This is a genomic window from Amycolatopsis panacis (assembly GCF_003600245.1).
Lineage (GTDB): Bacteria > Actinomycetota > Actinomycetes > Mycobacteriales > Pseudonocardiaceae > Amycolatopsis > Amycolatopsis sulphurea.
This window is the reverse complement of sequence record NZ_QZFV01000125.1, coordinates 1-25,884: the sequence shown is the minus strand read 5'-3', so window position 1 is coordinate 25,884 and position 25,884 is coordinate 1. Positions and strand designations below refer to the sequence as shown.

23 protein-coding genes are annotated in these 25,884 nt (G+C 69.6%); 11 read left to right on the top strand and 12 right to left on the bottom strand.

Going from position 1 to position 25,884, the window contains the following annotated elements:
- The first annotated feature begins 603 nt into the window (after window positions 1-603).
- Complete coding sequence (locus D5S19_RS27010; protein ID WP_120026200.1) at window positions 604-858, top strand: Smr/MutS family protein; 255 nt, start codon at window positions 604-606, stop codon at window positions 856-858.
- A gap of 474 nt (window positions 859-1,332) precedes the next feature.
- Here D5S19_RS27010 and D5S19_RS27005 read toward each other — a convergent pair whose 3' ends face one another.
- Complete coding sequence (locus tag D5S19_RS27005; RefSeq protein ID WP_120026199.1) at window positions 1,333-1,803, bottom strand: single-stranded DNA-binding protein; 471 nt, start codon at window positions 1,801-1,803, stop codon at window positions 1,333-1,335.
- 858 nt (window positions 1,804-2,661) lie between these two features.
- Entirely contained in the window at window positions 2,662-4,050 is a 1,389-nt protein-coding gene (locus D5S19_RS27000) for an amino acid permease (RefSeq protein ID WP_120026198.1), read from the bottom strand.
- A gap of 649 nt (window positions 4,051-4,699) precedes the next feature.
- Between D5S19_RS27000 and D5S19_RS26995 the strand changes: the two genes are divergently transcribed.
- The 5 genes from D5S19_RS26995 to D5S19_RS26975 all read left to right on the top strand — a co-directional run bounded on the left by D5S19_RS26995 (window position 4,700) and on the right by D5S19_RS26975 (window position 10,860).
- Window positions 4,700-6,748 carry an MDR family MFS transporter gene (locus D5S19_RS26995; RefSeq protein ID WP_120026197.1) on the top strand — a complete coding sequence of 683 codons (2,049 nt, stop codon included), beginning with the start codon at window positions 4,700-4,702 and terminating at the stop codon, window positions 6,746-6,748.
- A gap of 387 nt (window positions 6,749-7,135) precedes the next feature.
- Window positions 7,136-8,623 carry a glycosyltransferase family protein gene (locus tag D5S19_RS26990; RefSeq protein ID WP_233574192.1) on the top strand — a complete coding sequence of 496 codons (1,488 nt, stop codon included), beginning with the start codon at window positions 7,136-7,138 and terminating at the stop codon, window positions 8,621-8,623.
- 48 nt (window positions 8,624-8,671) lie between these two features.
- On the top strand, window positions 8,672-9,613 hold the full coding sequence (gene ligD, locus D5S19_RS26985) for a non-homologous end-joining DNA ligase (protein ID WP_120026196.1): 942 nt from the start codon (window positions 8,672-8,674) through the stop codon (window positions 9,611-9,613).
- A 62-nt stretch (window positions 9,614-9,675) separates the two neighbouring features.
- Window positions 9,676-10,032 carry a hypothetical protein gene (locus D5S19_RS26980; protein WP_120026195.1) on the top strand — a complete coding sequence of 119 codons (357 nt, stop codon included), beginning with the start codon at window positions 9,676-9,678 and terminating at the stop codon, window positions 10,030-10,032.
- Between the two features lie 51 nt (window positions 10,033-10,083).
- Window positions 10,084-10,860 carry an SDR family oxidoreductase gene (locus tag D5S19_RS26975; RefSeq protein ID WP_120026194.1) on the top strand — a complete coding sequence of 259 codons (777 nt, stop codon included), beginning with the start codon at window positions 10,084-10,086 and terminating at the stop codon, window positions 10,858-10,860.
- 215 nt (window positions 10,861-11,075) lie between these two features.
- Here the strand turns inward: D5S19_RS26975 and D5S19_RS26970 are convergent, their stop codons facing one another.
- From D5S19_RS26970 to D5S19_RS26950, 5 genes are read right to left on the bottom strand one after another with little or no spacing between them, the layout of a single operon-like run.
- Window positions 11,076-11,987 carry a cobalamin-binding protein gene (locus D5S19_RS26970; protein ID WP_120026193.1) on the bottom strand — a complete coding sequence of 304 codons (912 nt, stop codon included), beginning with the start codon at window positions 11,985-11,987 and terminating at the stop codon, window positions 11,076-11,078.
- Window positions 11,988-12,033: 46 nt separating this feature from the next.
- Window positions 12,034-12,459 (bottom strand): thioesterase family protein, encoded by a 426-nt coding sequence (locus D5S19_RS26965; RefSeq protein ID WP_120026192.1) that lies wholly within the window; start codon window positions 12,457-12,459, stop codon window positions 12,034-12,036.
- A complete protein-coding gene (locus tag D5S19_RS26960) occupies window positions 12,452-13,393 on the bottom strand; it encodes a 3-hydroxyacyl-CoA dehydrogenase NAD-binding domain-containing protein (RefSeq protein ID WP_120026191.1) in 942 nt (313 codons plus the stop codon). Before D5S19_RS26960 ends, D5S19_RS26965 begins: the two co-directional genes overlap by 8 nt.
- Window positions 13,386-14,279 (bottom strand): BKACE family enzyme, encoded by an 894-nt coding sequence (locus D5S19_RS26955; RefSeq protein ID WP_120026190.1) that lies wholly within the window; start codon window positions 14,277-14,279, stop codon window positions 13,386-13,388. Before D5S19_RS26955 ends, D5S19_RS26960 begins: the two co-directional genes overlap by 8 nt.
- On the bottom strand, window positions 14,279-15,139 hold the full coding sequence (locus D5S19_RS26950; RefSeq protein ID WP_120026189.1) for a TetR/AcrR family transcriptional regulator: 861 nt from the start codon (window positions 15,137-15,139) through the stop codon (window positions 14,279-14,281). The genes D5S19_RS26955 and D5S19_RS26950 overlap by 1 nt, the downstream gene beginning before the upstream one ends.
- A gap of 166 nt (window positions 15,140-15,305) precedes the next feature.
- Between D5S19_RS26950 and D5S19_RS26945 the strand changes: the two genes are divergently transcribed.
- Complete coding sequence (locus D5S19_RS26945; RefSeq protein ID WP_120026188.1) at window positions 15,306-16,628, top strand: M20/M25/M40 family metallo-hydrolase; 1,323 nt, start codon at window positions 15,306-15,308, stop codon at window positions 16,626-16,628.
- Between the two features lie 100 nt (window positions 16,629-16,728).
- Here the strand turns inward: D5S19_RS26945 and D5S19_RS26940 are convergent, their stop codons facing one another.
- The 3 genes from D5S19_RS26940 to D5S19_RS26930 form a co-directional block, all read right to left on the bottom strand.
- On the bottom strand, window positions 16,729-16,953 hold the full coding sequence (locus D5S19_RS26940; RefSeq protein WP_098510090.1) for a DUF5703 family protein: 225 nt from the start codon (window positions 16,951-16,953) through the stop codon (window positions 16,729-16,731).
- The gene (locus D5S19_RS26935) at window positions 16,950-17,966 is read right to left on the bottom strand and encodes a YncE family protein (RefSeq protein ID WP_120026187.1); all 1,017 of its coding nucleotides are present in this window, start codon (window positions 17,964-17,966) and stop codon (window positions 16,950-16,952) included. The genes D5S19_RS26940 and D5S19_RS26935 overlap by 4 nt, the downstream gene beginning before the upstream one ends.
- 98 nt (window positions 17,967-18,064) lie before the next feature.
- Window positions 18,065-19,033, bottom strand: coding sequence for an aldo/keto reductase (locus D5S19_RS26930; protein WP_199730726.1), 969 nt, complete (start codon window positions 19,031-19,033; stop codon window positions 18,065-18,067).
- Window positions 19,034-19,180: 147 nt separating this feature from the next.
- Here D5S19_RS26930 and D5S19_RS26925 point away from each other — a divergent pair, with 147 nt between their 5' ends.
- The 3 genes from D5S19_RS26925 to D5S19_RS26915 all read left to right on the top strand — a co-directional run bounded on the left by D5S19_RS26925 (window position 19,181) and on the right by D5S19_RS26915 (window position 22,903).
- On the top strand, window positions 19,181-20,023 hold the full coding sequence (locus D5S19_RS26925) for an undecaprenyl-diphosphate phosphatase (protein WP_120026185.1): 843 nt from the start codon (window positions 19,181-19,183) through the stop codon (window positions 20,021-20,023).
- Between the two features lie 29 nt (window positions 20,024-20,052).
- The gene (locus D5S19_RS26920; RefSeq protein ID WP_120026184.1) at window positions 20,053-20,757 is read left to right on the top strand and encodes a histidine phosphatase family protein; all 705 of its coding nucleotides are present in this window, start codon (window positions 20,053-20,055) and stop codon (window positions 20,755-20,757) included.
- 94 nt (window positions 20,758-20,851) lie between these two features.
- Entirely contained in the window at window positions 20,852-22,903 is a 2,052-nt protein-coding gene (locus tag D5S19_RS26915; protein WP_120026183.1) for a M3 family metallopeptidase, read from the top strand.
- 594 nt (window positions 22,904-23,497) lie between these two features.
- Here the strand turns inward: D5S19_RS26915 and D5S19_RS26910 are convergent.
- Both D5S19_RS26910 and D5S19_RS26905 read right to left on the bottom strand, forming a co-directional pair.
- Complete coding sequence (locus D5S19_RS26910; protein WP_120026182.1) at window positions 23,498-24,250, bottom strand: ESX secretion-associated protein EspG; 753 nt, start codon at window positions 24,248-24,250, stop codon at window positions 23,498-23,500.
- Between the two features lie 27 nt (window positions 24,251-24,277).
- Window positions 24,278-25,420: a hypothetical protein gene (locus tag D5S19_RS26905; protein ID WP_120026181.1), complete on the bottom strand. Its 1,143-nt coding sequence runs from the start codon at window positions 25,418-25,420 to the stop codon at window positions 24,278-24,280.
- Window positions 25,421-25,544: 124 nt separating this feature from the next.
- Here D5S19_RS26905 and D5S19_RS26900 point away from each other — a divergent pair, with 124 nt between their 5' ends.
- Window positions 25,545-25,850, top strand: coding sequence for a transposase (locus D5S19_RS26900; RefSeq protein ID WP_120026180.1), 306 nt, complete (start codon window positions 25,545-25,547; stop codon window positions 25,848-25,850).
- The last annotated feature ends 34 nt before the right edge of the window (window positions 25,851-25,884 follow it).

Here is a 25,884-nt window from a genome sequence, read left to right as displayed (position 1 = left end):
CGGACCGGTTTCGGGTCTGTGAAGGGACCCTTCACAGACTCAGAGTCCGTGAAGGGTCCCTTCACAGACCTCTACACCGACTTTGCCGGAACCCTGGGGTTTCCGGGGGAGCATCGAAGTCAGGACCGGGGATCTCTCTGTGTTCGTACCTCCATATGTCCGGCGTTGCGAGGAGAATCCGGCGCACGGGGTCGCGATCATCGGCGCGCGGCAGTCGAGAGGGCATCGTGGTGAACCTTTCCGTTTGTGGCGGAGAATGTTCCGGAGCGCGGAGTCCGGCGTTGGCGCTGCAGCGGTGGTCTGGACTGGTTCGCGCGCCGTGGCTCTGGCAAACCGAGCCGGTCGGGGTGCTGTGGCGGAAAGCCGAAGTCGCTTCGGCTCGCAGCGGGGACTGTGTGACAACCTCCTTGGTGCGTAAGGTCGAAATCGATATCGCGAAGGTAATCGGGAACGTCGTGGTGCCGGAGGCGGTGAACGACGGTGCTTCCTGGGGTGCAAAGCCTTGCGCGTTTGCGCACAGTCCGAGCATGAGGCTTGGTGGTTTCAGTGGTGTCATGCTTGGCTCGGCGGGAGGCAAGTGAGTGATCGCACCGAGGAGAGACGTTGCCGGATAAACTGACCGTGGATCTTCACCCGATCTTTCGTAGTGACAGGGACATCGACGACGCGGTGCGCAAGGCGATCTTTCGTGCGGCCGGGGGAAAAATACCGCTCGTGGAGATCATTCCGGGCAACGGATCCGGGAAACTCAAGAACCGCGTGCTCGCGATGCTGAACCAGCCCCACATGAAGAAGCTGTACCGGCGGGTGGAGGTGGCGCCCGGAAACGACGGGATGGTGCTGGTGCACTTGAAGTAGACGCACACCGCCGTGTCCGGGATGGCATTGCGGGGGATGGGGCGAAGGGTTCGAGATGCGCAGGTGTGCATGGCCGAGGTGGTCGGGGTGGGCGCCGGTCAGTCCGGTGGTCGTGCCGATCCCAGGCCTGGCGAGCCGGCAGGTACGGGTCGCGATCCTGGATCGCGTGCACCCACCCGGTGCCGACCACGGCGATCACGCGGACCGGGTACCACCCTGATCGGTGCCGACCATGGTGATCACGGGGATCCGTACCGATCAATCTGGGCACGGGTGGTCGCACCGGTTGGACCGACCATCGTGGCACGGTGGTCACGCGGGCTGATGCCGACTGTCACGGCACAGTGATCACGGGGAACAGCGCCGACCAGCTTGGCGTGGTGACCATGGGAGAGGGTTCCTGCACTGCCTGCCCTCCCTCCCGGCCGATGCAGCCTGCGCCTTCAGCGCGGGTCGCCAGAACGGGATGGCCCGTCAGAATGGAGGCTCGGCAGGGAATCCCTCGCTCCCGGCTGGTGCGGAACCCCATGGGCTGTGCGGGGCAGTGACACCCTCATCGGAGGCGCCCGAGCCGCCCGAACGGATGATCTTGCTGACCTTCGCCGTGGCGAAGCGCAACGAGGGGCCGATCTCATCGACGTCGAGTTCGACGACCGTGCGTTTCTCGCCCTCCTTCGTCTCGAACGAACGCTGCCGTAAGCGGCCTTTGGCCCATACTCGCGCGCCTTGACCGAGGCTCCCGGTGAGGTTCTCGGCCATCTGCCGCCAGGCGGTGCAGCGGAGGAACAGTGCCTCGCCCTCCTTCCATTCGCCGGACTGCCGGTCAAGGGTGCGGGGTGTGGACGCGATGGTGAAGTTCGCGACCGCCGCACCGGACGGGGTGAAGCGGAGTTCGGGGTCGGTGGTGAGGTTTCCGGTGATATCGATGATCGTATCGCCAGCCATGGGGATTCTCCTGGGATGAGTGATTCGGTCACGGGCAGATCGACAATGGCTGATCCGGGCCGGGCGGAATCTCGTAGCAATGCATTCCGTCGGACCGGGAACGAACCCGCACCCCGATGTTAGCAACGTCGAATCAGCCGGACGACGATCAGCGGCGAATCTGTGGACAGCTGAGGTGGTTGTGGACAACTCGGCTCGATCGGGCTTGATCAGCTTGACAAACAGGTGGCCAGGGGAGGGGACCACAGGGTTCCGGCAAAGTCGGTGTAGAGGTCGGTGAAGGGACCCTTCACGGACTCTGAGTCTGTGAAGGGTCCCTTCACGGACCCGAAACTGGTCCGGCGCACGCTACGAGGTGGTCGCACACACCTCCGCATCGCCCACTGCCGGGTCCCCGACCAACTTTGCCGACACCCTGGGAGGGGACCATGACCCGCCTGTACGAGGGTCGACGTCATGTCTGGGCCGGTCAGTTCGGCGAACGCCGTCGGGACGCCGCGGATGACGGCGATATCGCCTGGTGCTGCCCTTGAGTGGCGAGTATGTTTAGTGGAAATGGCATGAACCAACGGTATGGAGCGGCGTCACCAAAATGCGGGATGGACACCTGCAATAGTGGGCAGCTCACTGCTCAGTGAGAGCGAACCGAGGTCAGGGAAACCGCGGCAACACGGACAGGCCTGAGGAAACATCGATGACCAGCGATCCGCGGAAGAGACCTGCGGAGCGCCCCGGGTAGCCAAACGAGCCCGCAGGCCGACCCGCGGCGAGACCCGCGGAGGGTCGACCTGCCTGCGCGCAACGCCGAGCGGCCCGGCCCCCTGAAACCAGGGAAGCCGGGCCGTCGGGAAAGAGGAATCAGGGTTGCGTCTTGGCCTGACGGCGGGAGACCAGCCGCCAGCCGACGAAGAGCACCACCGCGATCACCGGGATCGAATAGAAGGCGATCTCCTCGGCACCGTCGGAGAAGCCCATCAGGATCACGACCATCAGCAGGAACGCGAGCGTCCCCCAGTTCGTGTAGGGCGCACCGGGCATCCGATAGCTCGGCCGTTCCAGTTCGCCCCGCAGGGCGGCCTCGCGTAATCGCATTTGCGAGAACACCAGGGTGGCCCAGGTGGCGACCACGCCGAGGGAGGCGACCGCGGTCGCGATGTCGAACGCTTCCGACGGGACGAGGTAATTCAGCACCACGCCGAGCACATACGCGGCCGAGGTGAACAGGATTCCGCCGTAGGGCACGTGACTGCTGTTCATCTTGCCGGTGAACTTCGGCGCCTCACCGTGATCGGCGAGGGCACGCAGGATGCGGCCGGTCGAGTAGAGGCCCGAGTTGCACGAGGACAGCGCGGCGGTGAGCACGACGGCGTTCATCACGTCGCCGATACCGCCGATGCCCAGCCGCGAGAACACCGTGACGAACGGGCTCTCGTCCCCGCTGTAGAACGGCCAGGGCAGCAGCATCGCCAGCAGCAGCACCGAACCGACGTAGAACACGCCGATCCGCCACACCACGCCGTTGATCGCCTTGGGCAGGACCTTGCGAGCGTCCTTCGTCTCGCCGGCGGCGATGCCGACGACCTCGATCGCGGAGTAGGCGAAGACCACCGCCTGCAGGGTCATCAGCGCGATCCCGAGACCGGCGGGGAAGAATCCGCCGTGGCTGGTGAGGTTCTGCACGCCGGCCTGCTCGCCGCCGATGTCCGCGCCGGCCAGCACCAGCCCGACCGCGGTCACCAGGAACACCACGATCGCGAGCACCTTGACCACGGAGAACCAGAACTCGAGTTCGCCGAACAGCTTGACGCTGACCAGGTTCACCGCGACCAGCACGCCGAGCGCGACCAGCGCGGTGATCCACTGGGGCACGTCCGGCAGCCACTTGTGTACGTAGATCGCGACCGCGGTGATCTCCGCGATCCCGGTCATCGCCCAGTTCAGCCAGTACATCCAGCCGGACACGAAACCGGCCCACGGGCCGATGAACTTCCGCGCGTAGGTCACGAAACTGCCCGAACTGGGCTGATGCAGCACCAGTTCGCCGAGCGCCCGCATGACGAAGTAGGCGGCGATGCCGCACAGCGCGTAGGAGAGCACGAGCGACGGGCCGGCCGTGTGGAGCTTTCCCCCGGCACCGAGGAAGAGCCCGACTCCGATCGCCCCGCCGATCGCGATCATCTGCACCTGGCGATTGCCCAGTGCTTTGGTGTAGTTGTCACCTGTCTCGGTGACGACTGTGGAATCCATGGTTGCTGGACGTTACTTGGTCGGTGATTCAGTGACCAAGCCCACCTAGCTAAACTTAAGGTGTGCCACAGATCACGGGGTGAAGGCTCTGGGTAAACCCCCATTTCGGGTTGACAGAGCGATCGCCTGCTCGGTGCGCACAAATCGCCGGCAAGGAAGTATCTTGAGGAAGTTTTGCGTGGCCATAGGGGAATCGGCCCCGGCGCGCAGGCGTGGCGATCATTACGTTTTCGTGCGCCCTCGGAGTCCGGCGTCGTGGCCCGCCCGGGTGATCGAGGTCAAGCGGCAGGCGGGCAGTCGCCGTGGGATCGCGGGCCGGTGCCGGGACGAAACGTTTCGGGTCGCTTCGAGCCTGAACTGTGCCGGAACGGCTGACTTTCCCCGCCGAGGTGCCCGATCGGCGGCGCGGGTCCTGGATCCGGCGCCGCGGACCCGGGATTGGACGAGAGGTTTCGTTGCCGCGCATGCGGAACGGGCTCGGCCGAAGCGTTTCCGGAATGCCGGACGGGGATACGCCCCGGTCGGGGAAACCGGCCGATCGGCGGCGTGGTCGAGCAGCCGGAATCACCGGAACGAGTGTCTATCTACAGTGGACAGACCCCACTACGGTGAACGGGCCTGATCCGGAGTACCAGTCGAGGAGGAACCCATGACGGCCACGGCCGAGGTCGCCAAGGACGAGCCGGCGCCGCCCGGGCCCGCGCTGCCCAAACGCAAGGTGCAGGCGGTCTTCGGCGCGGTGCTGCTGGGCATGCTGCTGGCCGCGCTGGACCAGACCATCGTCGGTACCGCGCTGCCCACCATCGTCGCGGACCTCGGCGGCGCCGGTCACCTGTCCTGGGTGGTCACCGCATATCTGCTGGCCGAGACGATCACCACGGTGGTCATCGGCAAGCTCGGCGACCTGTTCGGCCGGAAGCTGATGTTCCAGGCCTCGGTGGTGATCTTCGGCGTCGGATCGTTCTTCTGCGGGTTCGCCGACAGCATGATCTGGCTGGTCGTCTGGCGCGCGGTGCAGGGCATCGGCGGCGGCGGGCTGATGGTCACCTCGACCGCGCTGATAGCGGACGTGGTGCCGCTGCGCGACCGCGGCAAGTACCAGGGTGCGCTCGGTTCGGTCTTCGGCGTGGTCACCGTCGCCGGGCCGATGCTGGGCGGGCTGTTCGTTGACCACCTGTCCTGGCGGTGGGCGTTCTACGTGAACATCCCGCTGGTGGTCGTGGTGTTCTTCGTCGCCGCGGCCGCGATGCCGAAGGTGCGGACGCTGGTCAAGCCGGCCATCGACTACCTGGGCTTCCTGCTGATCGGGCTCGCCGCGACCGGGCTGACCTTGGTCACCAGCTGGGGTGGCTCCACCTACCCGTGGGGCTCGCCGACGATCATCTGGATGGCAGCCGGCTCGGTGGTGGCGCTGGTCCTGTTCGTGCTCGTGGAGCTGCGGGCCAAGGAACCGACGCTGCCGATGCGGCTCTTCCGCAACCCGGTGTTCACCATCAGCGGCATCCTGAGCTTCGTGGTCGGATTCGCGATGCTCGGCGCGCTGTCCTATCTGCCCACCTACATGCAGTACGTGCAGGGCACCTCGGCCACCTCCTCCGGCGTGCGGATGCTGCCGATGGTGATCGCGCTGCTGATCGCGTCGCTCGTGTCCGGCACCCTGGTCAGCCGCACCGGCAAGTACAAGATTTTCCCGGTGCTCGGCACCGCGCTGCTGACGCTGGGGCTGTTCCTGCTGTCCCTGCTCGGGCCGGACACCGGGTTCTGGGAGGCCTCCGCATACATGATGGTGCTCGGCCTCGGTATCGGGCTGAGCATGCAGGTGCTGGTGATCGCGGTGCAGAACACCGCGGATTACCGGGATCTCGGGGTCGCGACGTCCGGGGCCACCTTCCTGCGCTCGATCGGGAGTTCCTTCGGGGCGGCGATCTTCGGCACCATCTACGCCGGGCAGCTCGCTCCGAACCTGGCGAGGACGGTGGCCGAGCACCCGTTGCCCGCCGGCATCGATCCGCGTGTGGTCGAGTCAGCGACAGCACTGCACCAGCTGCCGCGCGCGGTGTCCGAGCCGGTGATCACCGCCTACAGCGATACGCTGCACGTGGTCTTCCTCTACGCCGTGCCGGTCGGTGCGCTGGCCTTCGTGCTTTCCATATTCCTCAAGGAGGTTCCGCTGCGGGACACCGCGCGGGCGTCCGCTCCGGACATCGGCGACGGGTTCGCCATGCCGGAGTCCGGGGAACACAACCGGGAGCTGGAACGGGCCATCGCGACGGTGTTCTTCCGCGAACGGCGCAAGGTCGCCCCCGCGATCTTCGCCCGCTCCGGCTCGGAGCTGGACGCGGGCGGGCTGTGGTGCCTGGTCCAGGTCCACCTGCGGGAGCAGACCGGGCGACCGGCCACCCTGACGGCCATCGGCACGCACTACGGCATCCCGACCGAGGTGTTCGAGCCCGCCTTCCAGCGGTTGGTGACGACCGGCCAGCTGAGTTTCGAGGACGGCGTTTTCGCTCTCACCGAGAGCGGCCACGAGGAGACGGCGAAGCTGGTGAACGCCTGGCGCGAGTGGGTCGCCGAGCGGCTGGGCGACTGGGGCGACGCGGACCGGGACGAGCTGGATGCCGCGCTCACCAGGGTGGCCACCCGGATCCTGAACGAGAGCGAGGACCCGGCGCGGTCCGGACGGCACGCGCTGGCCTGACCTGGCTCTGGCCTGACCGGACGGGGGGCCCGGTCAGGCCGGGGCGTGCGTCGTAGTCGCCGGTGCCGGCTTCCGGCGGGCTCGCGGCGACCTCGGTGCTGATCGCCAGGGCGGCACAGGCACAGCTCAGGCCGATCACGGTCATACCGGGGTCGTTGTTTCATGATCGGGAATCTAGGAGCGCGACGTCCCGATCTTGTCCGAACGACGTCGCGGCCGGTCGACAACGGTCCCCCGCAGAACACCGGGCAGGGTGACCGTCGAAGATCGACAGCGGCCTATTACTGTCTCCGAATCATGTCGCTCGATGAATCTGTGGCCACGATCACCGGCGGAGCGCGCCGACGTGGCCGGGATCGTGGCGCAGGTACCGTACGGTCGTTCTCCGTGCGGTACGGATGGCTGCCCTGGGCAGCGGCCCTGCTGGGCCTGCTGTCGTTCCTGCTCGTGCACGGGAGCCTGACCGACGACGGGTACATCACTCTCGCCTACGCGAAGAATCTCGCCGTGCACGGAGAGTGGGCGCTGGTGCCCGGCAGCATCGCGAACTCCGCGACGTCGCCGCTCGACGTCCTGCTGCTGGGCTTGCTCACCTTCGCGACCCGGATCACCGGCGCCGCGCACCCGGTGGTCGCGCTGGGGCTGCTGACCGTGCTCAGCAGCGGGGTGCTCGGCTGGGCGTGGCTGCGGCTGATCCGCCGGTTCCGGCTCGCGCCGTGGGTCGCGCTGCTCGGGGTGCTGCTCGTGGTGGCGAACCCGTTCCTGCTCTCGGCGACCGGGCTCGAAGTCCTGCTCGTGCCCGCCGTGCTGCTGTGGCTGGTGGTGTTCGCCGTCGAAGGGCGGCCGGTGCTGTTCGGTGTCGCCGCCGCCCTGACTGTGCTGACCCGGCTCGACCTGATCGTGTTCGTCCTGGTCATCACCTTCGCCACCGCGGCGATCCGGCGGCGTTTCTGGCGTGCGTCCGGCACCGCGGTCCTGGTGTCCGCGCCGTGGTTCCTATTCAGCTGGTTCGGGCTCGGCTCGTTCATCCCGGACACGCTGATGATCAAACAGGACCAGGACGGTCTGTTCGGGGCCTGGGGCTACTTCAGCGGGCCGATGATGTACTTCCTCTACCAGCCGGTCACGGTGATCTTCACCTTCGCCGCGGCGCTGGCCGGCGTCGTGTTCCTCGCGGCCTGGCTGGGTATCCGCTTCGCGCGCCGGTGGGAGGGCTTCCCGGCGCTCGCACCGGTCGTCGGGCTCGGCGCCGGTGGGGTGCTCTACTACGTCGTGTACTCGACGCTCGGCGTCGGGCCGTACCACTGGTACTACGTGACGCCGGTGGTCAGCATCGCGACCTTCGCCGTGCTGATGGCCGGTATTTGGCTCGCCGAAGCGAACGAGCGCCCGGAGCTGCGCCGGGGCGCGCCGCTGGCTGCACTCGGCCTGGGCGCCGTGGTCGCGTTCGGCGGCGTCGGGGTCGACCTGGCGCAGGGCGTGCCGTGGCGTTCGCCGGTGATCTTCGGCAACTGGGCGAACTCGGCCGACTACGCCCGGGTGGGCCAGGAACTCGGCGCCCGCCTGCAGGGGAAGGCAGTGGCCGGGCCCGGCGAGATCGGCACTCTGGCCTTCTACTGCGACTGCCAGATCCTCGACGTGTTCTCCGACCGGAGCCAGGTCGCGCCGATCGTGCAGCGGCGGATCTCGGAGGCGTCCGCGGTGGGGGCCTTCGCGTTGCGGGCGAACTACCACTGGTTCGACCGCCCGCAGCAGAAGCGGAAGCCGGAGTACCGGCTGCTCTACGGCAAGGGCCCGGCGTCCGGTCCGGACTCCTGGACGGTGACTTCGGCGGCCAAGGGCGTCGGGCACTTCACGCTGGTCCCGGAGGGCTGACACCGGCTGAAACCCGCGGAATCGCCGGTGAGCGGTTACCGTCGGCACATGGCGAAGGACGCGGCGGTCGAGCTCGAAGTGGATGGCCGGACGGTGCGTGTGTCCAGCCCGGATCGGGTGTACTTCCCGGCCCGCGGCGAGACGAAGCTGGATCTGGCGCGGTACTACCTGTCGGTCGGCGACGGGATCGTGCGGGCGCTGCGGGAGCGGCCGTGCATGCTGCACCGGTTCCCGTCCGGAGTGGCCGGTCAGAAGGTGCACCAGAAACGCGTCCCGAACGGGGCACCGCCGTGGCTGGAAACGGTGCGGGTGCACTTTCCGCGCTACGGCCGGTATGCCGACGAGCTGTGCGTGACCGAGCTGGCACATGTGCTGTGGGCGGTACAGATGTCCACTGTGGAGTTTCATCCGTGGAATTCGAGAAAGTCCGACACCGAGAAGCCGGACGAGTGGCGGATCGATCTCGACCCGATGCCGGACTGTCCGTTCGCCACGGTGCGCCGGGTCGCCCACGTCGCCCACGAAGTGCTCGACGAGCTGGGGTTTCTCGGCTGGCCCAAGACCTCGGGCGGCAGCGGGCTGCACATCTACGTGCGGATCGAGCCGCGGTGGGGGTTCGCCGCGGTGCGCCGGGCGGCGCTGGCCTTCGCCCGCGAGGTCGAACGCCGTGCCCCGGACGAGGTGACCACGACCTGGTGGCGCAAGGACAGAGACCCGGCGAAGCTGTTCGTCGACTACAACCAGAACGCGCGGGACCACACGATCGCGAGCGCCTATTCGGTGCGCGGGGTGCCCGAGGGCACCGTGTCCACGCCGCTGCGCTGGGACGAGATCGACGACGTCGATCCCCGCGACTGCACGATCGCGACGGTTCCGGCGCGATTCGCGAAACTGGGTGACCTGCACGCCGGAATCGACGACACGGCATACTCTCTGGAACCGCTCCTGGCGTGGGCGGATCGGGACGGGCTGGCGGCGGAAAGCAGCTGACCCGGCGTCATACCGAGGTCGTGGGCTCGTTTCCCCGGCACTGCTCGGCGGGGAGGGCGAACGTGACGAACGGCGAATCCGGTGCCGATCCGCTGGACGTGCTGTATCTGCTGCACCGGCAGTTGCGGCTGGTGTCGCCGGCGCTGACCGTCGCCCCGGAGTCGCGAGAGGTGCGCGCCATGCTCGTCGGGCTCGCCGAGACCACCAACCGGGCCGCGCCCCTGCTCGCGTCGGTCGAGCCGGGGGCGCTGGCAGCGTTGGAGCAGGCGTTCCGGCACGCCAGGGCCGGGCGTCCGGACGAGACGAACTCCGAGCTGATCGGCGCGTACGGCCGGCTCTCGGTGCTGCTGCGGCGCGATGCGCCCCGCCGTGAGGCCGCGGCGAACGAGCCGACCGTTCGCTGGATCGTTCCGGATTGACCCGCGTGCCAGGATGGCGGTGGCGTTGGCAAACCCGGGTGGGAGGACGACGTGCCGCAGCGGATCCTGGTGACCGGCGGGAGTGGCCAGCTCGGTCGTGAGGTCGTGGCGCAGCTGGTCGCCGCCGGGGAGCGGGTGCGGGCGCTGAGCCGCCGCTGGCGCTCCGGCGCGGGTGCCGAGTGGATCGTCGGCGATCTGCGCACCGGCCGCGGGCTCGACGTGGCGGTCGCCGGGGTGGATGTGATCGTGCACTGCGCCACGGACTTCCGCCACGAGGGCGAGGTGCTGCAGCGGCTGCTGGAGGCCGCGCGGTGGGGCAGGCAGAGGCCGCACCTGGTGTACATCTCGATCGCCGGGGTCGACCGGGTGCCGCTCGGCTACTACCGGGCGAAGCTGGCGGCGGAGCGGGTGCTGGCCGGTTCCGGGCTGCCGTACACGATTTTGCGGGCCACCCAGTTCCATGCCCTGGTCCGGACGCTGCTGGCGGTCGCGGCCAGGGCGCCGGTCGTCCCGGTGCCGCGATGGCGGTTCCAGCCGGTCGACGTCCGGGACGTCGCGATCCGGCTGGCGGAGCTGGCCCGGGGCGAGCCGCAGGGCCGCGTAGCCGACTTCGGCGGGCCTGAGGTGCTGTCGGCGGCCGACCTCGCGCGCGTGGTGCTCGCCGCGTCCGGGCGGGACAAGCGGGTGGTGCGCGTCCGGTGGCCCGGGCGGCTCTATCGCGCCTACGCCGAGGGCGGCAATCTGGCGCCCGAGCATGCCGACGGCGTGCGGACTTTCGAGCAGTACCTTGCCGAACGCGGGAACGCGGCCACCCTCCGGTACCGCTGAGGCGGCTGGGGAGGCGCTGTGAAGGGTCCCTTCACGGCCTCAGCGTCCGGGGTGTCGGCAAAGTTGGTCGGGGACCCGGCGGTGGGCGATGCGGAGGTGTGTGTGACCACCTCGTGGCGTGCGCCGGACCGGTTTCGGGTCTGTGAAGGGACCCTTCACAGACTCAGAGTCCGTGAAGGGTCCCTTCACAGCCTTCCGGGCGGGTTCGGGGGGCGTCACGCGATCTGCCGGGCCTCGGCGGGGGTGACGGGCGGGTCGGCCGGGAGCCCGTGCAGGACGGAGGCGAGGATCTCCGCGCCGCGGACGACGCGGGGGCCGGGGCGGTTGAAGTAGGCAGGGCCGTCGAGCAGCCAGACCTGGCCGGTGCGGACTGCGGGCAGATCGGACCAGCCGGGGCGGGTGGTGAGGACGTCGAGTTCGGCGACGGTGCGGTCCGGGCTGAAGCCGCAGGGCAGCACGAGCAGCACGTCCGGGCGGGCGGCGACCACGGCGTCCCACGGCATCGGTTCGGTGTGCTCGCCGGGGGCGGCGAGCAGGGGAGTGCCGCCGGCTGTGGTGATCTGTTCCGGGACCCAGTGTCCGGCGGGCCACAACGGATCGAGCCATTCCAGCGCCACGACGCGGGGGCGCGCCAGCCCGGCGGTTCGGGCCTGAACGTCAGCGAGCCGTTGCCGGAGTTCGGTGACGTGCGCGGCGGCGGCTTCCGGCACGCCCAGTGCCTCACCGACGGTCGTGAGGCAGCCCAGCACCTCGTTGAGCGTCTTCGGTTCGAGGCTGAGTACGCGTGGCCCGACGTCCATCATCCGCACGGCGTCCGCGACGCGGGTGTAGGAGACCGCGCAGACCTCGCAGAGATCCTGGGTGAGCACGAGGTCCGGAGCCAGCTCCGCCAGCTGTTCGACGTCCACTGAGTACAGCGACGAGCCGGTGTGCGCGGATCCGCCTACGGCGTCGGAGATCTCTCGGCTGGACGACCGGTCCGGATTGAGTTCCGCGGCGGTCACCACCGGCACTCCGGTCACCGAGTCCGGCCAGTCGCATTCGTGGGTGCGCCCCACCAGGTCGTCGAGCCGCCCGAGGGTGGCGACGAGGTCGGTGGCGGCGGGGAGCAAGGAGACTATCCGCATTCGCCCACGGTAGGCCGGATCAGCCGCGGTTGTGCAGTCCGCACGGTCAGGTGATGGCCCGCCCGGCGTAGTCGGGGAGCGGGGACACGTGCGTGGCGAGCTGTTCGGCGATGGCGTCGGGCAGCGGGGCGGCCCGCCTGCCGATGACGTGCAGGCAGAGCAGCTCCTCGGTGGCCACGAGTACGCCGTCGACGTGCATTTCGTGGCACAGCCGGACCTTTTTGGCCCCGACCGACAGCACCGCGGTGGTCACCACCAGTTCGGCGTCCGGGCCGACCTCGCGCAGGTACCGGACGTGCGCCTCCACGGTGTAGAGCGACGCGTCGTGGCGCTCGCGGTAGTCCGGGCCGAGCCCGGTGCGGTCCATCAACGCGGTCGTCGCTTCGCCGAAGACGAGCACGTAGTACGGCTCGGAAAGGTGGCCGTTGTAATCGATCCACTCCGGACGGACCAGGGCGCGGTATTCAGCCACGGCGCGCCTCGCCGACCGCCTGCTGAATCGCGATGATGCCTCGGTCCCGTTCCGCGACCAGCTCGGCGATACTGCGTGATCCGGCCTCTTCGTCGCAGCCGTCGACGACCGCTTCGCGCAGCTCGGGGGTCAGCTCCGGGGCCCGAAGCCGGGTCCACGGGGACTTCAGCGACGGTCCGAAGTGGTCCAGCATGTGCGCCATCCCGCCTTCGCCACCGGCCAGGTGGAAGGTCAGCATCGGGCCTTGGACCGGCCAGCGCAGGCCGGGACCGTCGGTGATCGCCAGGTCGATCTGTTCCACGGTGGCCTCGCCGTTGGCGACCATGTGCAGCGCCTCGCGCCACAGTGCCTCCTGCAGCCGGTTGGCCACGAACCCGGGCACCTCGCGCGCCATGGTCAGCACCGTCTTGCCGACCCGGCGGTAGAACTCGCCCGCCTGATCGACCGCCCACGCCGCCGTGAGCCGCCCGCCGACAACCTCGACCAGCGGGATCAGGTATGGCGGGTTGAACGGGTGCCCGACCACGAGCCGCTCGGGCGTCTTTGCGGCGACCTGCATCTCGCTCATGCCGTAGCCGGAGGTGGAGGAGGCGATCACCACGCCGGCCGGGGTGACCGCGTCGATGTCAGCCAGCAGCTTCTGCTTCAGGGACAGGTCTTCCGGGGCGCTCTCCTGGACGAAACCGGCACCTTCGACGGCTTCGGCCAGCGTCTCGGTGATCGTGAGCCGATCGCGGCTCGCGCCCTCGGCGAGGCCCAGCCGGGTGAGCGCGGGCCAGGCGGCGTCGACGAGCCGGGCGAGTTTCGCGGCTGCGTCGTGCGCCGGATCCCACGCCCGGACGTCGAAGCCGCGGGCGAGGAAGTGCGCGACCCAGCCGCCACCGATCACCCCGGCCCCGACGCACGCCACGGTGTCCACAGTGGTCTCAGGCATCGGCCCGGCCCTTCAGCCCGAGGATCTCCCGCGCTCGCGCCGGGCTCGCCACCTGCGCGCCGAGATCCTGCACGATGCCGACGGCGCGTTCCACGAGCCGGCCGTTGGTGGCCTTGACCCCGCGGGAAAGGTAGAGGTTGTCCTCCAGCCCGACCCGGGCGTGCCCGCCGAGCAGCACCGACTGCGCGACCCACGGCATCTGGTCCCGGCCGATCGCGAACGACGCCCACTGCGCGCTTTCAGGCAGCAGGTGGACCATCGCCTGCAGCAGACCCGGATCAGCCGGCGCGCCATACGGAATACCCATGCACAGCTGGAAAAGCGGCGGTGCGTCGATCAGTCCTTCTTCGACCAGTTTGCTCGCGAACCACAACTGCCCGCTGTCGAAGATCTCCAGCTCCGGTTTGACGCCGAGTTCCTGGATCCGGCGCGCACCGGCACGCAACATGTCCGGAGTGGACACATAGAGCCGGTTGCCCTCGCCGAAATTCAGCGAACCGCAGTCCAGCGTGCAGATGTCCGGCAGCAGTTCTTCCACGTGCGGCAGCCGGTCCAGCGCGTTGACCAGATCGGTGCCGTCCACCGGCTTGAGCGGGTCCTCCTGGTCGAGCACCAGGTCTCCGCCCATCCCGGCGGTCAGGTTGACGACGACGTCCACATCGGACTCACGGACCAGCCGCACCGCTTCCCGGTACAGTGCGACCTCACGCGAGGGCGCGCCGGTCTCCGGTTCGCGCACGTGGATGTGCACCACCGCGGCACCCGCGTTCGCCGCTTCCACGGCGCTCGCGGCGATCTGTGCGGGGGAGACCGGCACATGCGGGCTCCGGCCGACGGTGTCGCCCGCGCCGGTGAGCGCGCAGGTGACGATGACGTCGTGGTTCATCAGGCTCCCTTGACGATCGATCTGGCGATGAAATCGTGCAGGTGGGCGCGCATGGTGTGCACCGAGCTGCCGGGACGGCCGGTCAGCACCTGGATGCCGAGGCCGTCGATGAGCGCGGTCAGCTGCGCGGTGGCGGCGTCGGCGTCGGCGACCCGGAACACGCCCTGCTCCTGGCCGGTGTGGATGGTCATCCGGATGGTCAGGTACCAGCGGTCGTAGGAATCGGTGTAGAGCGAGCGCAGCCCGGGCTCCAGCGCGACCTCGTTCCAGACCTGCAGCCACACCGACCATTCGGCACGCAGCAGGCCGTCGGCCGGCAGTTGCAGCTCGACCAGCCGGAGCAGCCGGTCGTGCGCCCCGGGGACGGCGTGCAGCTCGGCGACCTGCCGGTCGAAGGCGAGCTTCACGTTGCGCCGCAACGCTTCGTTGAGCACTTCGGTCTTGCTGGGGAAGTGGTAGTGGATGGCCGCGGTGCTGGTGCCGCAGGCCTTCGCGATGTCGGAGATGCGTACCCGGTGGTAGCCGCGCTCGGCGATGAGCGACCAGGCGGTCTCCAGGATCCGCCTGCGCGACTCGGACCCGGTGTGGTTCGCGGGATCGCTCTCCGGGCGGGCGGCGGGCGCGGGCACCGCGGTGACGGTGTGCGCGTCGTCGCTGCCGTTGAGCAGCCAGTTGACCGTGACGCCGGAGTACTCCGCGATCCGGACCAGCTCGTGCGGCGAGAACCGGCGGGTGCCGGTGAGTGCCTTGGACAGCTTCGTCTCGTCCAGCCCGATCGCGGCGGCGAACTCGCGCTGGGCGCCGGGCAGGGACCGGATCAGCGTGCGGACGCGGGTCCGCAGCTGCTCCGTGTCGTTCATGCCGAGGACGCTACTGTGGATTGCGAAAATCGCAATGCTTGGCGCGGTAAATGGCCTGATAGTCGGCTATTCGGACGGTCATCGACTGACTGGCCGATCAGTCAGCCGCGCGTTCCCATCCCCCGGGACAGGGGCGTCCACGCCCGGCGGATGATAGGAAGGGCCGGTGACCGAAGCGAACCTGATCGACGCCGCCGCGGACGAGTCCGTCACGCTCACCAGCGAACTCCTCCGTATCGACACCACCAACACCGGAGACCCCGCGACCCTGACCGGTGAACGGGCCGCGGCCGAGTACGTCGCGGAGAAACTCACCGACGCGGGCTACGAGATCACCTACGTCGAATCCGGCGGCAAGGACCGGCACAACGTCATCGTCCGGCTGGCGGGCGCGGACCCGTCACGGGGCGCGCTGCTGATCCACGGGCACCTCGACGTGGTGCCGGCGGACGCGTCGGAATGGTCCGTGCATCCGTTCTCCGGCGCGGTGCAGGACGGCTATGTCTGGGGCCGTGGCGCGGTCGACATGAAGGACATGGTCGGCATGATGCTGGCGCTGGCGCGGCACTACAAGATCAACGGCGTCGTGCCGCCCCGCGATCTCGTGTTCGCCTTCCTCGCCGACGAGGAGGCGGGTGGCAAGTTCGGCGCGCAATGGCTGGTCGAGCACCGGCCGGAGCTGTTCGAGGGCGTCACCGAGGCGATCAGCGAGGTCGGCGGGTTCTCGATCACGCTGAAGGACGACGTCCGCGCGTACGTGATCGAAACCGCGGAGAAGGGCATCCGCTGGATGAAGCTGCGCGTGCGCGGCACCGCGGGGCACGGCTCGATGATCCACCGGGACAACGCGGTCACCCGGCTGGCCGAGGCGGTCGCGAAGCTCGGCACGCACCGGTTCCCGCTGGTGCTCACCGATTCCGTGCGCGAGTTCCTGGCCGGGGTCACCGAGATCACCGGCTGGGACTTCCCGGAGGACGATCTGGAGGGCTCGGTCGCCAAGCTGGGCAACATCTCCCGGATGATCGGCGCGACGCTGCGCGACACCGCGAACCCGACGATGCTCACCGCGGGCTACAAGTCCAACGTGATCCCCTCCGTGGCCGAGGCCGCGGTGGACTGCCGCATCCTGCCTGGCCGGATCGAGGCGTTCGACCGCGAGCTGGACGAGCTGCTCGGCCCGGACATCGAGAAGGAGTGGATGGAGCTGCCACCGGTCGAAACGACCTTCGACGGCGCGCTCGTGGACGCGATGACCGCCGCGGTGCTCGCCGAGGACCCGGGTGCGCGCACCCTGCCGTACATGCTCTCCGGCGGCACCGACGCGAAGTCCTTCCAGCAGCTGGGGATCCGCAACTTCGGCTTCGTCCCGCTCCAGCTGCCCGCCGACCTGGACTTCTCCGCGCTGTTCCACGGCGTCGACGAACGGGTCCCGGTGGAGTCGCTGAAGTTCGGCACGCGTGTGCTGGACCGCTTCCTGCGCTCCGCCTGACACCCGGGGTTCACCCGCTTGGGCCAAGGCTGTGAAGGGTCCCTTCACGGACGCTGAGTCCGTGAAGGGACCCTTCACAGCCTTCTGGCTGCCGGGGGGATCAGGTGGTGAGGCCGGAGGATTGGCCGGTCGCGGTTCGCTTACGCCGCAGCCAGACCCGGCGGGTGCCATCGGCGTAGAGCCGGACCGTGCGCAGTTCCCAGCCGGCGAACTCGGCGTGGATGGAGAGCTGGATCATCGCCGCCCGCCGGGAGATCGCCGGGGGCAGGCGCAGGCGGCGATACTCCCAATCCCCTTCGACCACCGCCTCGTCGACCGTCGTCATGGCTGGATCACCTGGGTCCCTTCTCCCGCGGCCGAGCCCACCAGCACGCGGCTGGTCTGCTCGTCCACGCTCACCGAGTCCGGCTGGCGCACGGTCGGGAAACGGTACTTCTCCACAGGCTCGCCGCCCCGCACGTCGAACCCGACGACCTGGTTGGTCCCGGTGAGGGTCACCCAGGCGAGCGACCGCTGGTGGTCGTAGGCCAGGCCGTACGCCCCGCCGGGCACCGGATACCGCTGCCGGAGGATCAGCGGTCCGGTGGAGAACGCGAGCAGCGCGCCCGCGCGCGCGTCGGTGACCAGCACGCGGCCGTACGAATCGGCCACCGCGTTGGCCGCGCCCGCGCCGGCGCGCAGGCCCTCGTCCATGGTCCCGGCCTGCACATCGACGCTGAACACCGCGGTGCGTAGCCGATCGAGCACCACGACGTCGGAGCCGGTGTCGACCACGCCGTCGGCGCTGTAGAGGCTGCCGGTGATGGTCTTGGCGACCTTGCCGCCGGACAGCACCTCGATGGCCTTGCGATCGCGGACGGCGACCAGCGTGTCCGTGCCGGCGGCGACGCCCTCGGCGGGCTGCCCGGACACGGGTTCGGTCTGCACTTGCCCGCCCGGCAACGAAATCCGCGCGAGGACGCCCTTGCCGGGCACGCTCGCGAGGGCCTGGCCGCCGGAGGCGGTCAGCGATTCGGCGGGCGCCGGAAGCCCAACGGTGGCCTTGGGAGAGCCGAGCGCGCCGAGGTCGTAGATGCGCACGGACGGCGGTTCGCTGAGCGCGACGACGAGGGTGTGGCTCTGCGCGTCGGTGGCGATCGCGGACACGGCGGGCATGGCCAGGACCTGCCCGGCCGGCGGCACCGAGACGGCGGGGGAGACGGCCGCCTTCGCGGCCACCGGATTGTTCACCACCTGCAGGGTGTCGGTGCTGTCCTGGCCGCCGGCGGAACACGCGGACAGCGCGAGGGCACCGGCCAGCGGGATCACGATCCGCGAGGCGGCGGTGAGCCGACGCACCTGGGGGCCTCCGACGTTCTTCCGGCGAGCAGTTCTGTTCAGCATCCCCCAGGATCCCCGCGCCGTCACGTCCCTGTCATCCACCCGACACCAGCGGCTCACCGGGTGCCCCTTTCCGGATAGCCGAATTCGATCCCGCTGACGTCGTCCAGCGCACTGCGGATGGCCGGCGGCAGCGTCAGCTCCTCGGCGGCCAGCGAACCGGTCAGCTGCCCGGTGTCGCGGGCGCCGATCACCGGCGCCACCACGCCCGGCCGGTCGCGGACCCACGCCAGGGCCACCGCCAGCGGCGACGTGCCGAGGCCCTCTGCCGCGGTGACCACGGCCTGCACGATCCGCGCCGCACGCTCGGTGCGGTGGTGCTCGACGTACCCGGCGTACTCGGCTGACGCGCCGCGTGAATCCGCGGGGGTGCCGGTGCGGTACTTGCCGGTGAGCACGCCACGGCCGAGCGGCGCCCACGGCAGGATGCCGACGCCGTGATGCGCGGCGGCGGGCACGACCTCGCGCTCGATCCCGCGTTCCAGGAGCGAGTACTCGAACTGCCCGGCGATGACCGGCGCCGCGGGTCCGGCGAGCGCGGTCGCGGTCGCCAGCTGCCAGCCGGAGTAGTTGGACACGCCGACGTAGCGGACCTTGCCGCTGGAGACGGCGTGTTCCAGGGCGGAGAGTGTCTCCTCGATCGGCACGCACTCGTCCCAGGCGTGCAGCTGCCACAGGTCGAGGTGGTCGGTGCCGAGCCGGCGCAGCGAGCCCTCCAACGCGGAAAGCAGCGCGCCGCGCGAGGCGCCCCCGCCGAACGGGCCTTCGGTCCGGCGGGCGACGGTCTTGGTCGCGAGCACCAGGTCGTCGCGCGGCACGAGATCGCCGACGAGCCCGCCCAGGAGCTGCTCGGCCTCGCCCCCGGCGTAGATGTCCGCGGTGTCCACGAGCGTGCCACCCGCGTCGACGAACGCGACGAGCTGGCTGGCCGCCTCGTCCGGATCGGTGTCACTGGCCCAGGTCATGGTGCCCAGGGCCATCCGCGAGACCCGCAGTCCCGACCGGCCGAGCTGTCGCTTTTCCACGACCCGCGAGCCTAGTCGGCGTCACCCCGTCGGGAGGCTTCAGGTGACCCCGTGTCGCGCGGACACCCCGGCCGTGGGCGGCACGATCCACTCGAATAGGTTCCCCCACGTAGGAATCGGACCGGGTGGCGAAACGGGAGCGGTGTCATGGGGTGGTTCGAGTCCCTCGTGCTGGGGCTGGTGCAGGGACTGACGGAGTTCCTGCCGGTGTCCTCGAGCGCGCACGTGCGGATCGTCGCCGCGCTGGCCGGCTGGGACGATCCGGGGGCGGCGTTCACCGCGGTCACCCAGATCGGCACGGAGCTGGCCGTGGTGCTCTACTTCGGCGCGAAGATCGGCCGGATCCTGCGGGCCTGGTTCCTCGGCCTGTTCCGGCCGCAGTGGCGCCGGGACCCGGATTCCCGGCTGGGCTGGCTGATCATCGTCGGCTCGCTGCCGATCGTGGTGCTCGGCCTGCTGCTGCAGGACCAGATCGACAAGAGCTTCCGGGACCTGCGGATCACCGCGACCACGCTGATCGTGTTCGGCGTGATCCTGCTGATCGCCGACCGGGTCGGCGCCCAGCGGCGCAGCCTCGATCGCCTGACCGTGCCGCACGGGCTGGGCTTCGGCGTGGCGCAGGCGCTGGCGCTGATCCCGGGCGTGTCCCGGTCCGGCGGCACCACCAGCGCGGGCCTGCTGATGGGCTACACCCGTGCCGAGGCCGCGGAGTACTCGTTCCTGCTGGCCCTGCCCGCGGTATTCGGATCCGGGCTGTACAAGCTCACCGACATCGGCAAGCACGGGGAGACCGCGCAGTGGGGGCCGACCATTCTGGCCACCCTGGTCGCGTTCGGCGTCGGCTACCTCGTGATCGCGTGGCTGATGTCCTACATCAAGCGGCGCAGCTTCGTGCCGTTCGTGATCTACCGCGTGGCGCTGGGTGTGCTGCTGTTCGGCCTGGTCTTCGGCGGCGTGCTCGACCCGAACGCGGGACCGGCGGGCGGCTGATCACCGGAGTCACCGGATAGGGTGGCGGCGTGAGTACGGTCATCTTGCTCCGTCACGGGAAGTCCACCGCGAACGGCTCCGGGGTGCTCGCCGGGCGTACGCCGAAGGTGGGCTTGGACGACACCGGCCGGGCCCAGGCCGCCGCGCTGCCCGCCCGGCTGGCCGGTGTGCCGGTGGCCGAACTGGTGGTGTCGCCGATGCTGCGCTGCAAGCAGACCGTCGGGCCGCTGGCCGGGCAGCTGGGGCTGGCCAAGGTGGTGGAACCCGGGCTGTCCGAAGTGGACTACGGCGAGTGGACCGGGCGCGAGCTGAAGACGCTGGCGAAGGAACCGCTGTGGCGGGTCGTGCAGGCGCATCCCTCGGCCGCGGTGTTCCCGGGCGGGGAGGGGCTGGCCGCCATGCAGGCGCGCGCGGTGGCCGCGATCCGGGCGCACGACGCGCGGATCACCGCCGAGCACGGTGCGCACGCGGTGTGGCTGGCGTGCAGCCACGGTGACGTGATCAAGGCGATTCTCGCCGACGCGCTGGGGCAGCACCTCGACGCGTTCCAGCGGATCGTGGTGGACCCGGCGTCGGTGTCGGTGGTGCGCTACACCGAGACCCGCCCGTTCGTGCTGCGGATGAACGACAATGGCGGTGACCTGGCCGGGGTCGTGCCTCCGCCGCCGAAGAAGGGCCGGCGCGCGAAGAAGTCCGCCGGCGACGCGGTGGTGGGCGGCAGCACCGGGCGGTGAACGCCACCCCGATGCGATGTGACGGTCCCTTCGGCGGATGCGCGGACCCGTAGGGTGGTCGGGACCCACCTGCAGAACCAGGAGCGCTAATTCGATGATTTCGCCGGACAACCCGTTCGCCGCCCCCAGCGAGCTGCCTTACGAGCTGCCGCCGTTCGACCGCGTCGCCGACGAGCACTACCTGCCCGCGTTCGAGGCCGGGCTCGCCGAGCACACCGCGGAGATCGAGCGGATCGCGGCGGAGCCCGCCGAGCCGACCTTCGACAACACCGTCGCGGCGATGGAGCGGGCCGGCGCGCTGCTGAGCCGGGTGGCCGGGACGTTCTTCAACCTGTCCGGCTCGGATGCCTCGGAGCCGATCCAGGAGATCCAGGCCGAGCTGGCGCCGCGGCTGGCCGCCCACTCCGACGCGATCCACCTCGACGCGCGGCTGTTCGCGCGCATCGACGTGCTGCACGGGCGCCGCGCGGACCTCGGGCTCACCCCGGAGCAGCTGCGGCTGCTGGAACGGGTGCACACCGACTTCCGCCGGGCGGGTGCCGGGCTGCCGGACACGGAGCAGGAGAAGCTGCGCGCGCTGAACGGCGAACTGTCCACCCTGCAGACCCGGTTCGCGCAGAACCTGTTGCGGGACACCAATGATCTCGCCGTCGTGCTCGACGACGCGGCCGAACTCGCCGGGCTGGGCGAAGGGGCGATCGCGGCCGCCGCGTCGGCGGCGGGGGAGCGGGGGCTGGAGGGCAAGTACGTGCTCACCCTGACCCTGCCGACCGCGCAGGCGGCCCTGGCGTCACTGGAAAACCGCGCGGTGCGCGAGCGTGTCTTCACCGCGTCGGTGTCGCGTGGCAACCGGGACAACGAGTACGACAACAAGGCGATCGTCATCGAGATCGCCCGCCTGCGCGCGGAGCGGGCGGCATTGCTCGGCTATCCGAACCACGCGGCGTACGTGATCGAGGACGAGACGGCGAAGACGCTGGAGGCGGCCAGCGGTCTGCTGGAACGGCTGGCTCCGGCCGCCGTGGCCAACGCTCGCGCCGAAGCCGCGCAGCTGCAGACGTACCTGGAGGCGGACGTTCCGGGCGCGACGTTGCAGCCGTGGGACTGGGCGTTCTACGCGGAGAAGGTCCGCCGTGAACAGTACGATGTGGACACTGCCGCGCTCCGCCCGTACTTCGAGCTGGACCGGGTCCTCACCGATGGCGTGTTCTTCGCCGCGAACCGGTTGTACGGCTTGACTTTCACCGAGCGTCACGATCTGCCGAAGTATCACCCCGAAGTGCGGATCTTCGAGGTGACCGACGCGGACGGCAGCGGGCTCGGGCTGTTCCTGATGGACTACTACGCGCGGGAATCGAAGCGTGGTGGCGCGTGGATGAACAACTTCGTGGACCAGTCGCGGCTGCTCGGCAAGCGCACCGTGGTGGTCAACGTGCTCAACGTGTCGAAGCCGCCGGCGGGGGAGCCCACGCTGCTTTCGCTGGACGAGGTGCGCACCTCTTTCCACGAGTTCGGGCACGCGCTGCACTCGCTGCTGTCCGGAGTGGAGTTCCCGGCGTTCTCCGGGACGAACGTGCCCCGGGATTTCGTGGAATACCCGTCGCAGGTCAACGAGATGTGGCAGATGTGGCCGGAGGTGCTGGCCAACTACGCCAAGCACCACGTGACCGGCGAGCACCTGCCGCCCGCGCAGGTGGCGAAGCTCAAGGACGCCGAACAGTACGGCGAGGGCTTCAAGACCACCGAGTACCTGGCCGCCGCCCTGCTCGACCTGGCCTGGCACCGGCTCGGCCCGGACGCGCAGGTGGACGACGTGCAGCGCTTCGAGGCCGAGGCACTGGAGAAGGCCGGTGTCGCCGTGGCGAGCATCCCGCCCCGGTACCGCACGACGTACTTCAACCACATTTTCGCCAGCGGCTACAGCGCGGGCTACTACTCCTACATCTGGAGCGAAGTCCTCGACGCCGACACCGTGGAATGGTTCACCGAGAACGGCGGCCTCCAGCGCGAGAACGGCGACCACTTCCGCCGCACCCTGCTCGGCCTCGGCGGCAGCGTGGACCCGATGACGGCCTTCGCCACCTTCCGGGGCCGCGCACCGGAAATCCAGCCGCTGCTCACCCGGCGGGGCCTCGGCGCGGCTTGATCAAGGTGTATAACGGCCTATAGCGCTCCTGGTGCTGTGAACTGCTCGTTTGACGGTCGATTCGGTTCTTCCCACGTAATTTCCTCTGTGCGGGCTTGCCCTGGCCCTGACGAATTGGTCTCGCCACGGGCGGGGCCATGCTGGCCCTGGAAGCACGTGACTCGGTGCGCAGCCTAGGCCCGCGCATCGGGATTCTGGGCCGCTCGTGCCGAGCAACACGGTCGAAACGGGGCGGCGCGTATTCCTGCCGTACACGCGGGAGTACGCCGATTTCTGCGCCAGGTTGTCCGGCGGGTTCGTCCACTACGCCCCGACAGCAATCGGGAGATTCGTTGGAGGACAGTATGGCGCGCACGACGGCGGCGATCCGGGCTGCCGGTTTCGTCGTGTACGAACCGCAGTGGTTGGCCTGGCCCGCTACCGGCTGGCCTGAATGAAGCTTCCCGGCTGCTGCGATGGTTCGGTGCCGCTGATGGTGCGGCGGTCAGGAAGCGCCCCAGGGCGGGGCGCGGGGAAGCGGTCTCTCGGTTGCCACCCCGATAGGCCGCTTCCCCTCCACGACACCCGGCGAACGCGGACGGAACAAGCCTGGTGTCAGCCGTTGAGGCTTGCCCGGAGCCGGTCCACCTTGCCCGCGAGCAGGTCCGGGTCCCCGGGCATGACCGTGAGGTACCGGTTTCGAGGCGACCCGGAGATCTCGAACGTGACCCGGCCGTCAGCAAGGTCCAAGTAGGACAGCTGCCCCTCGGCTGTGCGCCGGTGCCCGTCGCGGGCCCGCGCAGACACGGTGATCTCGCCCAATCCGTAGCGCGGTTGGCGGAACATCGCGTCGATCTCCAAGGCCTTCCGTGGCCGCATCTCCCCGCTCTCGTAGCCGCCGTCTCCGCCGTCTGCGCGGAACTCGTCCTGCGGCAGCGAGAACGTGGTCACCCGTGCCGCCCGGTATTCGGGCAGATTCCATGCCAGCGCGTACCCGGGCGAGCTGATGTCCGACGCCAGCTTCAGCCGGACGCGCTCGCCGTCGCTCAGCGCGGTGACCGAGGTCCGGCCGCGGGTCGCGATCAGAATCGCGTACCGCTCGCCCTGGTTCACGACGTGCGCGACGCACTGGGTGTCGGCACGCGCCAACGCGTACAGCGCGTCCTCGAACTCGTCGGTGGGCCGGCCACGCTGGTCCACCAGCCCCAGCGCCGCAAGCTCGGACCGCTCGCCATTGCCCGCGGCCGTTCCCGGCTCGACGAACCGGGCCTCGCCGGCCAGCAGCGGGGGCGGACCGCCCAGCCCGGCATTATGGAAAGCGCTCGATAAAGCGCTCAGCGTGACCTCTGTTTGGCTCGAAAGCACCACGGTTGTTCCCTCCTCTCGAACCGTGGCCTACTGACGGCGCGGAATCTCGCCAATGACCGGCGGCGTCGGCTTCACGTCGCTGCCGCCGAACAGGCCATCGGGATCGGCTTCCTGCAAGTAGGACGCGGCCTTCTTCTCCTTGTCCTCCTCGCCCTTGCCGCCCTTTGCTCCCATGCCGCCGCCCATCGTCGTGCCGTTCTTCCCAGCCGCGCCCGACGCCGCGGCACCGCCGCGCACCGGACCGGATTCGCCCGGCACGCCCGAGCCCGAACGCGCACCAGCGCCTGCACCGCTGCCGGTCCCCGAGCCACCGCGCGCGCCCGGCTCGCCGCCGAGGCCGCCGGCCGAACCCGCGCCGCCCCGGTAACCGCCGCCCGAACCGCCCGCGCCGCTGCCACCTGGTGCCGAGCCGATAGGGCCGAACCCGGGAGGCCCGCCGTACAGTCCGGGCGGATCGACCGGAAGCCCGCCCGGAGGCCCCATCGGCGGCCCGGCCGGAGGCTGGAACACCGGCGGACCCGGCGTGTAGATCGGCGGAGTCCAGGAATCCTTCTTCGTGCCGTTGTCAGGTGGCGGCTGCCGGCCCGGAGGGCCACCCACCGGCGGCGGTCCTCCGGCCGGCGGCCCGCCGACCGGCTGCCGCCCCGGACCCGGGCCGTGCTCGATGATCGGCCCCGGAACAGACGTTCCCGGACCACCGTGGCCCGGCCCGCCGACTCCGTCTTTGCCCGGGCCGGGGCCAGGACCGTGGTGGGTGCCGGGGTCGTCCGCGCCGGCGAGACTTACGGGTGCGCCGCCGTCTGTCAGCTGCGCGTACTGCTCCGGGACACGTCCGCTGTTCGTGCCGGACGACCCGTGGTAGCCCGCGTAGACCTCGACGTTGTGCTGGGAATCGGCCTTCCAGTTCCCCACCTTCGTCGCGTAGGACTCACCCCAACCGGTCAGGGTGTTCATGATGTCCTTCCCGGTCAGCTCCGGTTGCTGCGCGGACACCGGCTTGACGCTGTTCTTCGCCGTCTGGAACGCCGCCATCTGGTCATTCGCAGCCGTGCGTGCGACTTCGAGATGCACGCTGTCGTCCATCGAAGCCTGCATCAACGGCACACACGCGTTCGAGACTGCCTCGTCCGACGCGGCACCCTTGAAACCACCGCTGATCAGCCTGGACAACTCGCCGACACGACCTGCACGCTGTAGCAGTCGTTCGCTGAGTGCGCGTGCCGACTCTGAGGTTCACCCCGGGTAGTGGACACCGAGTTAGCAGGATCAGCTGTCCTGCTGGAAGGATGTCCTTATGCCTGCTCGCAAGCGCCGGTCGTATACGGCGGAGTACAAGGTCGAGGCTGCTCACCGCGTGATCGATTCCGGGCGGACGATCGCTGAGGTTGCCCGTGAGCTGGGTATCGATCCGGGCATGTTGAGTGTCTGGGTCAAAGACGAACGACGCCGGATCGACGCGGCCGAGGTTCACGGGGACAAGCCCCTGGAGGCGGCCGAGCGGGCCGAGCTGCAGCGCCTGCGCCGCCAGGTGAATGAGCTGGAGAAGGACAACGCGTTCCTGGTAAAAGCCTGTGTGCCACGAGCGCTGGAGGTCGCCTGATGTAGTAGGTGGCTGAAGCGGTGCTGCACGAAAG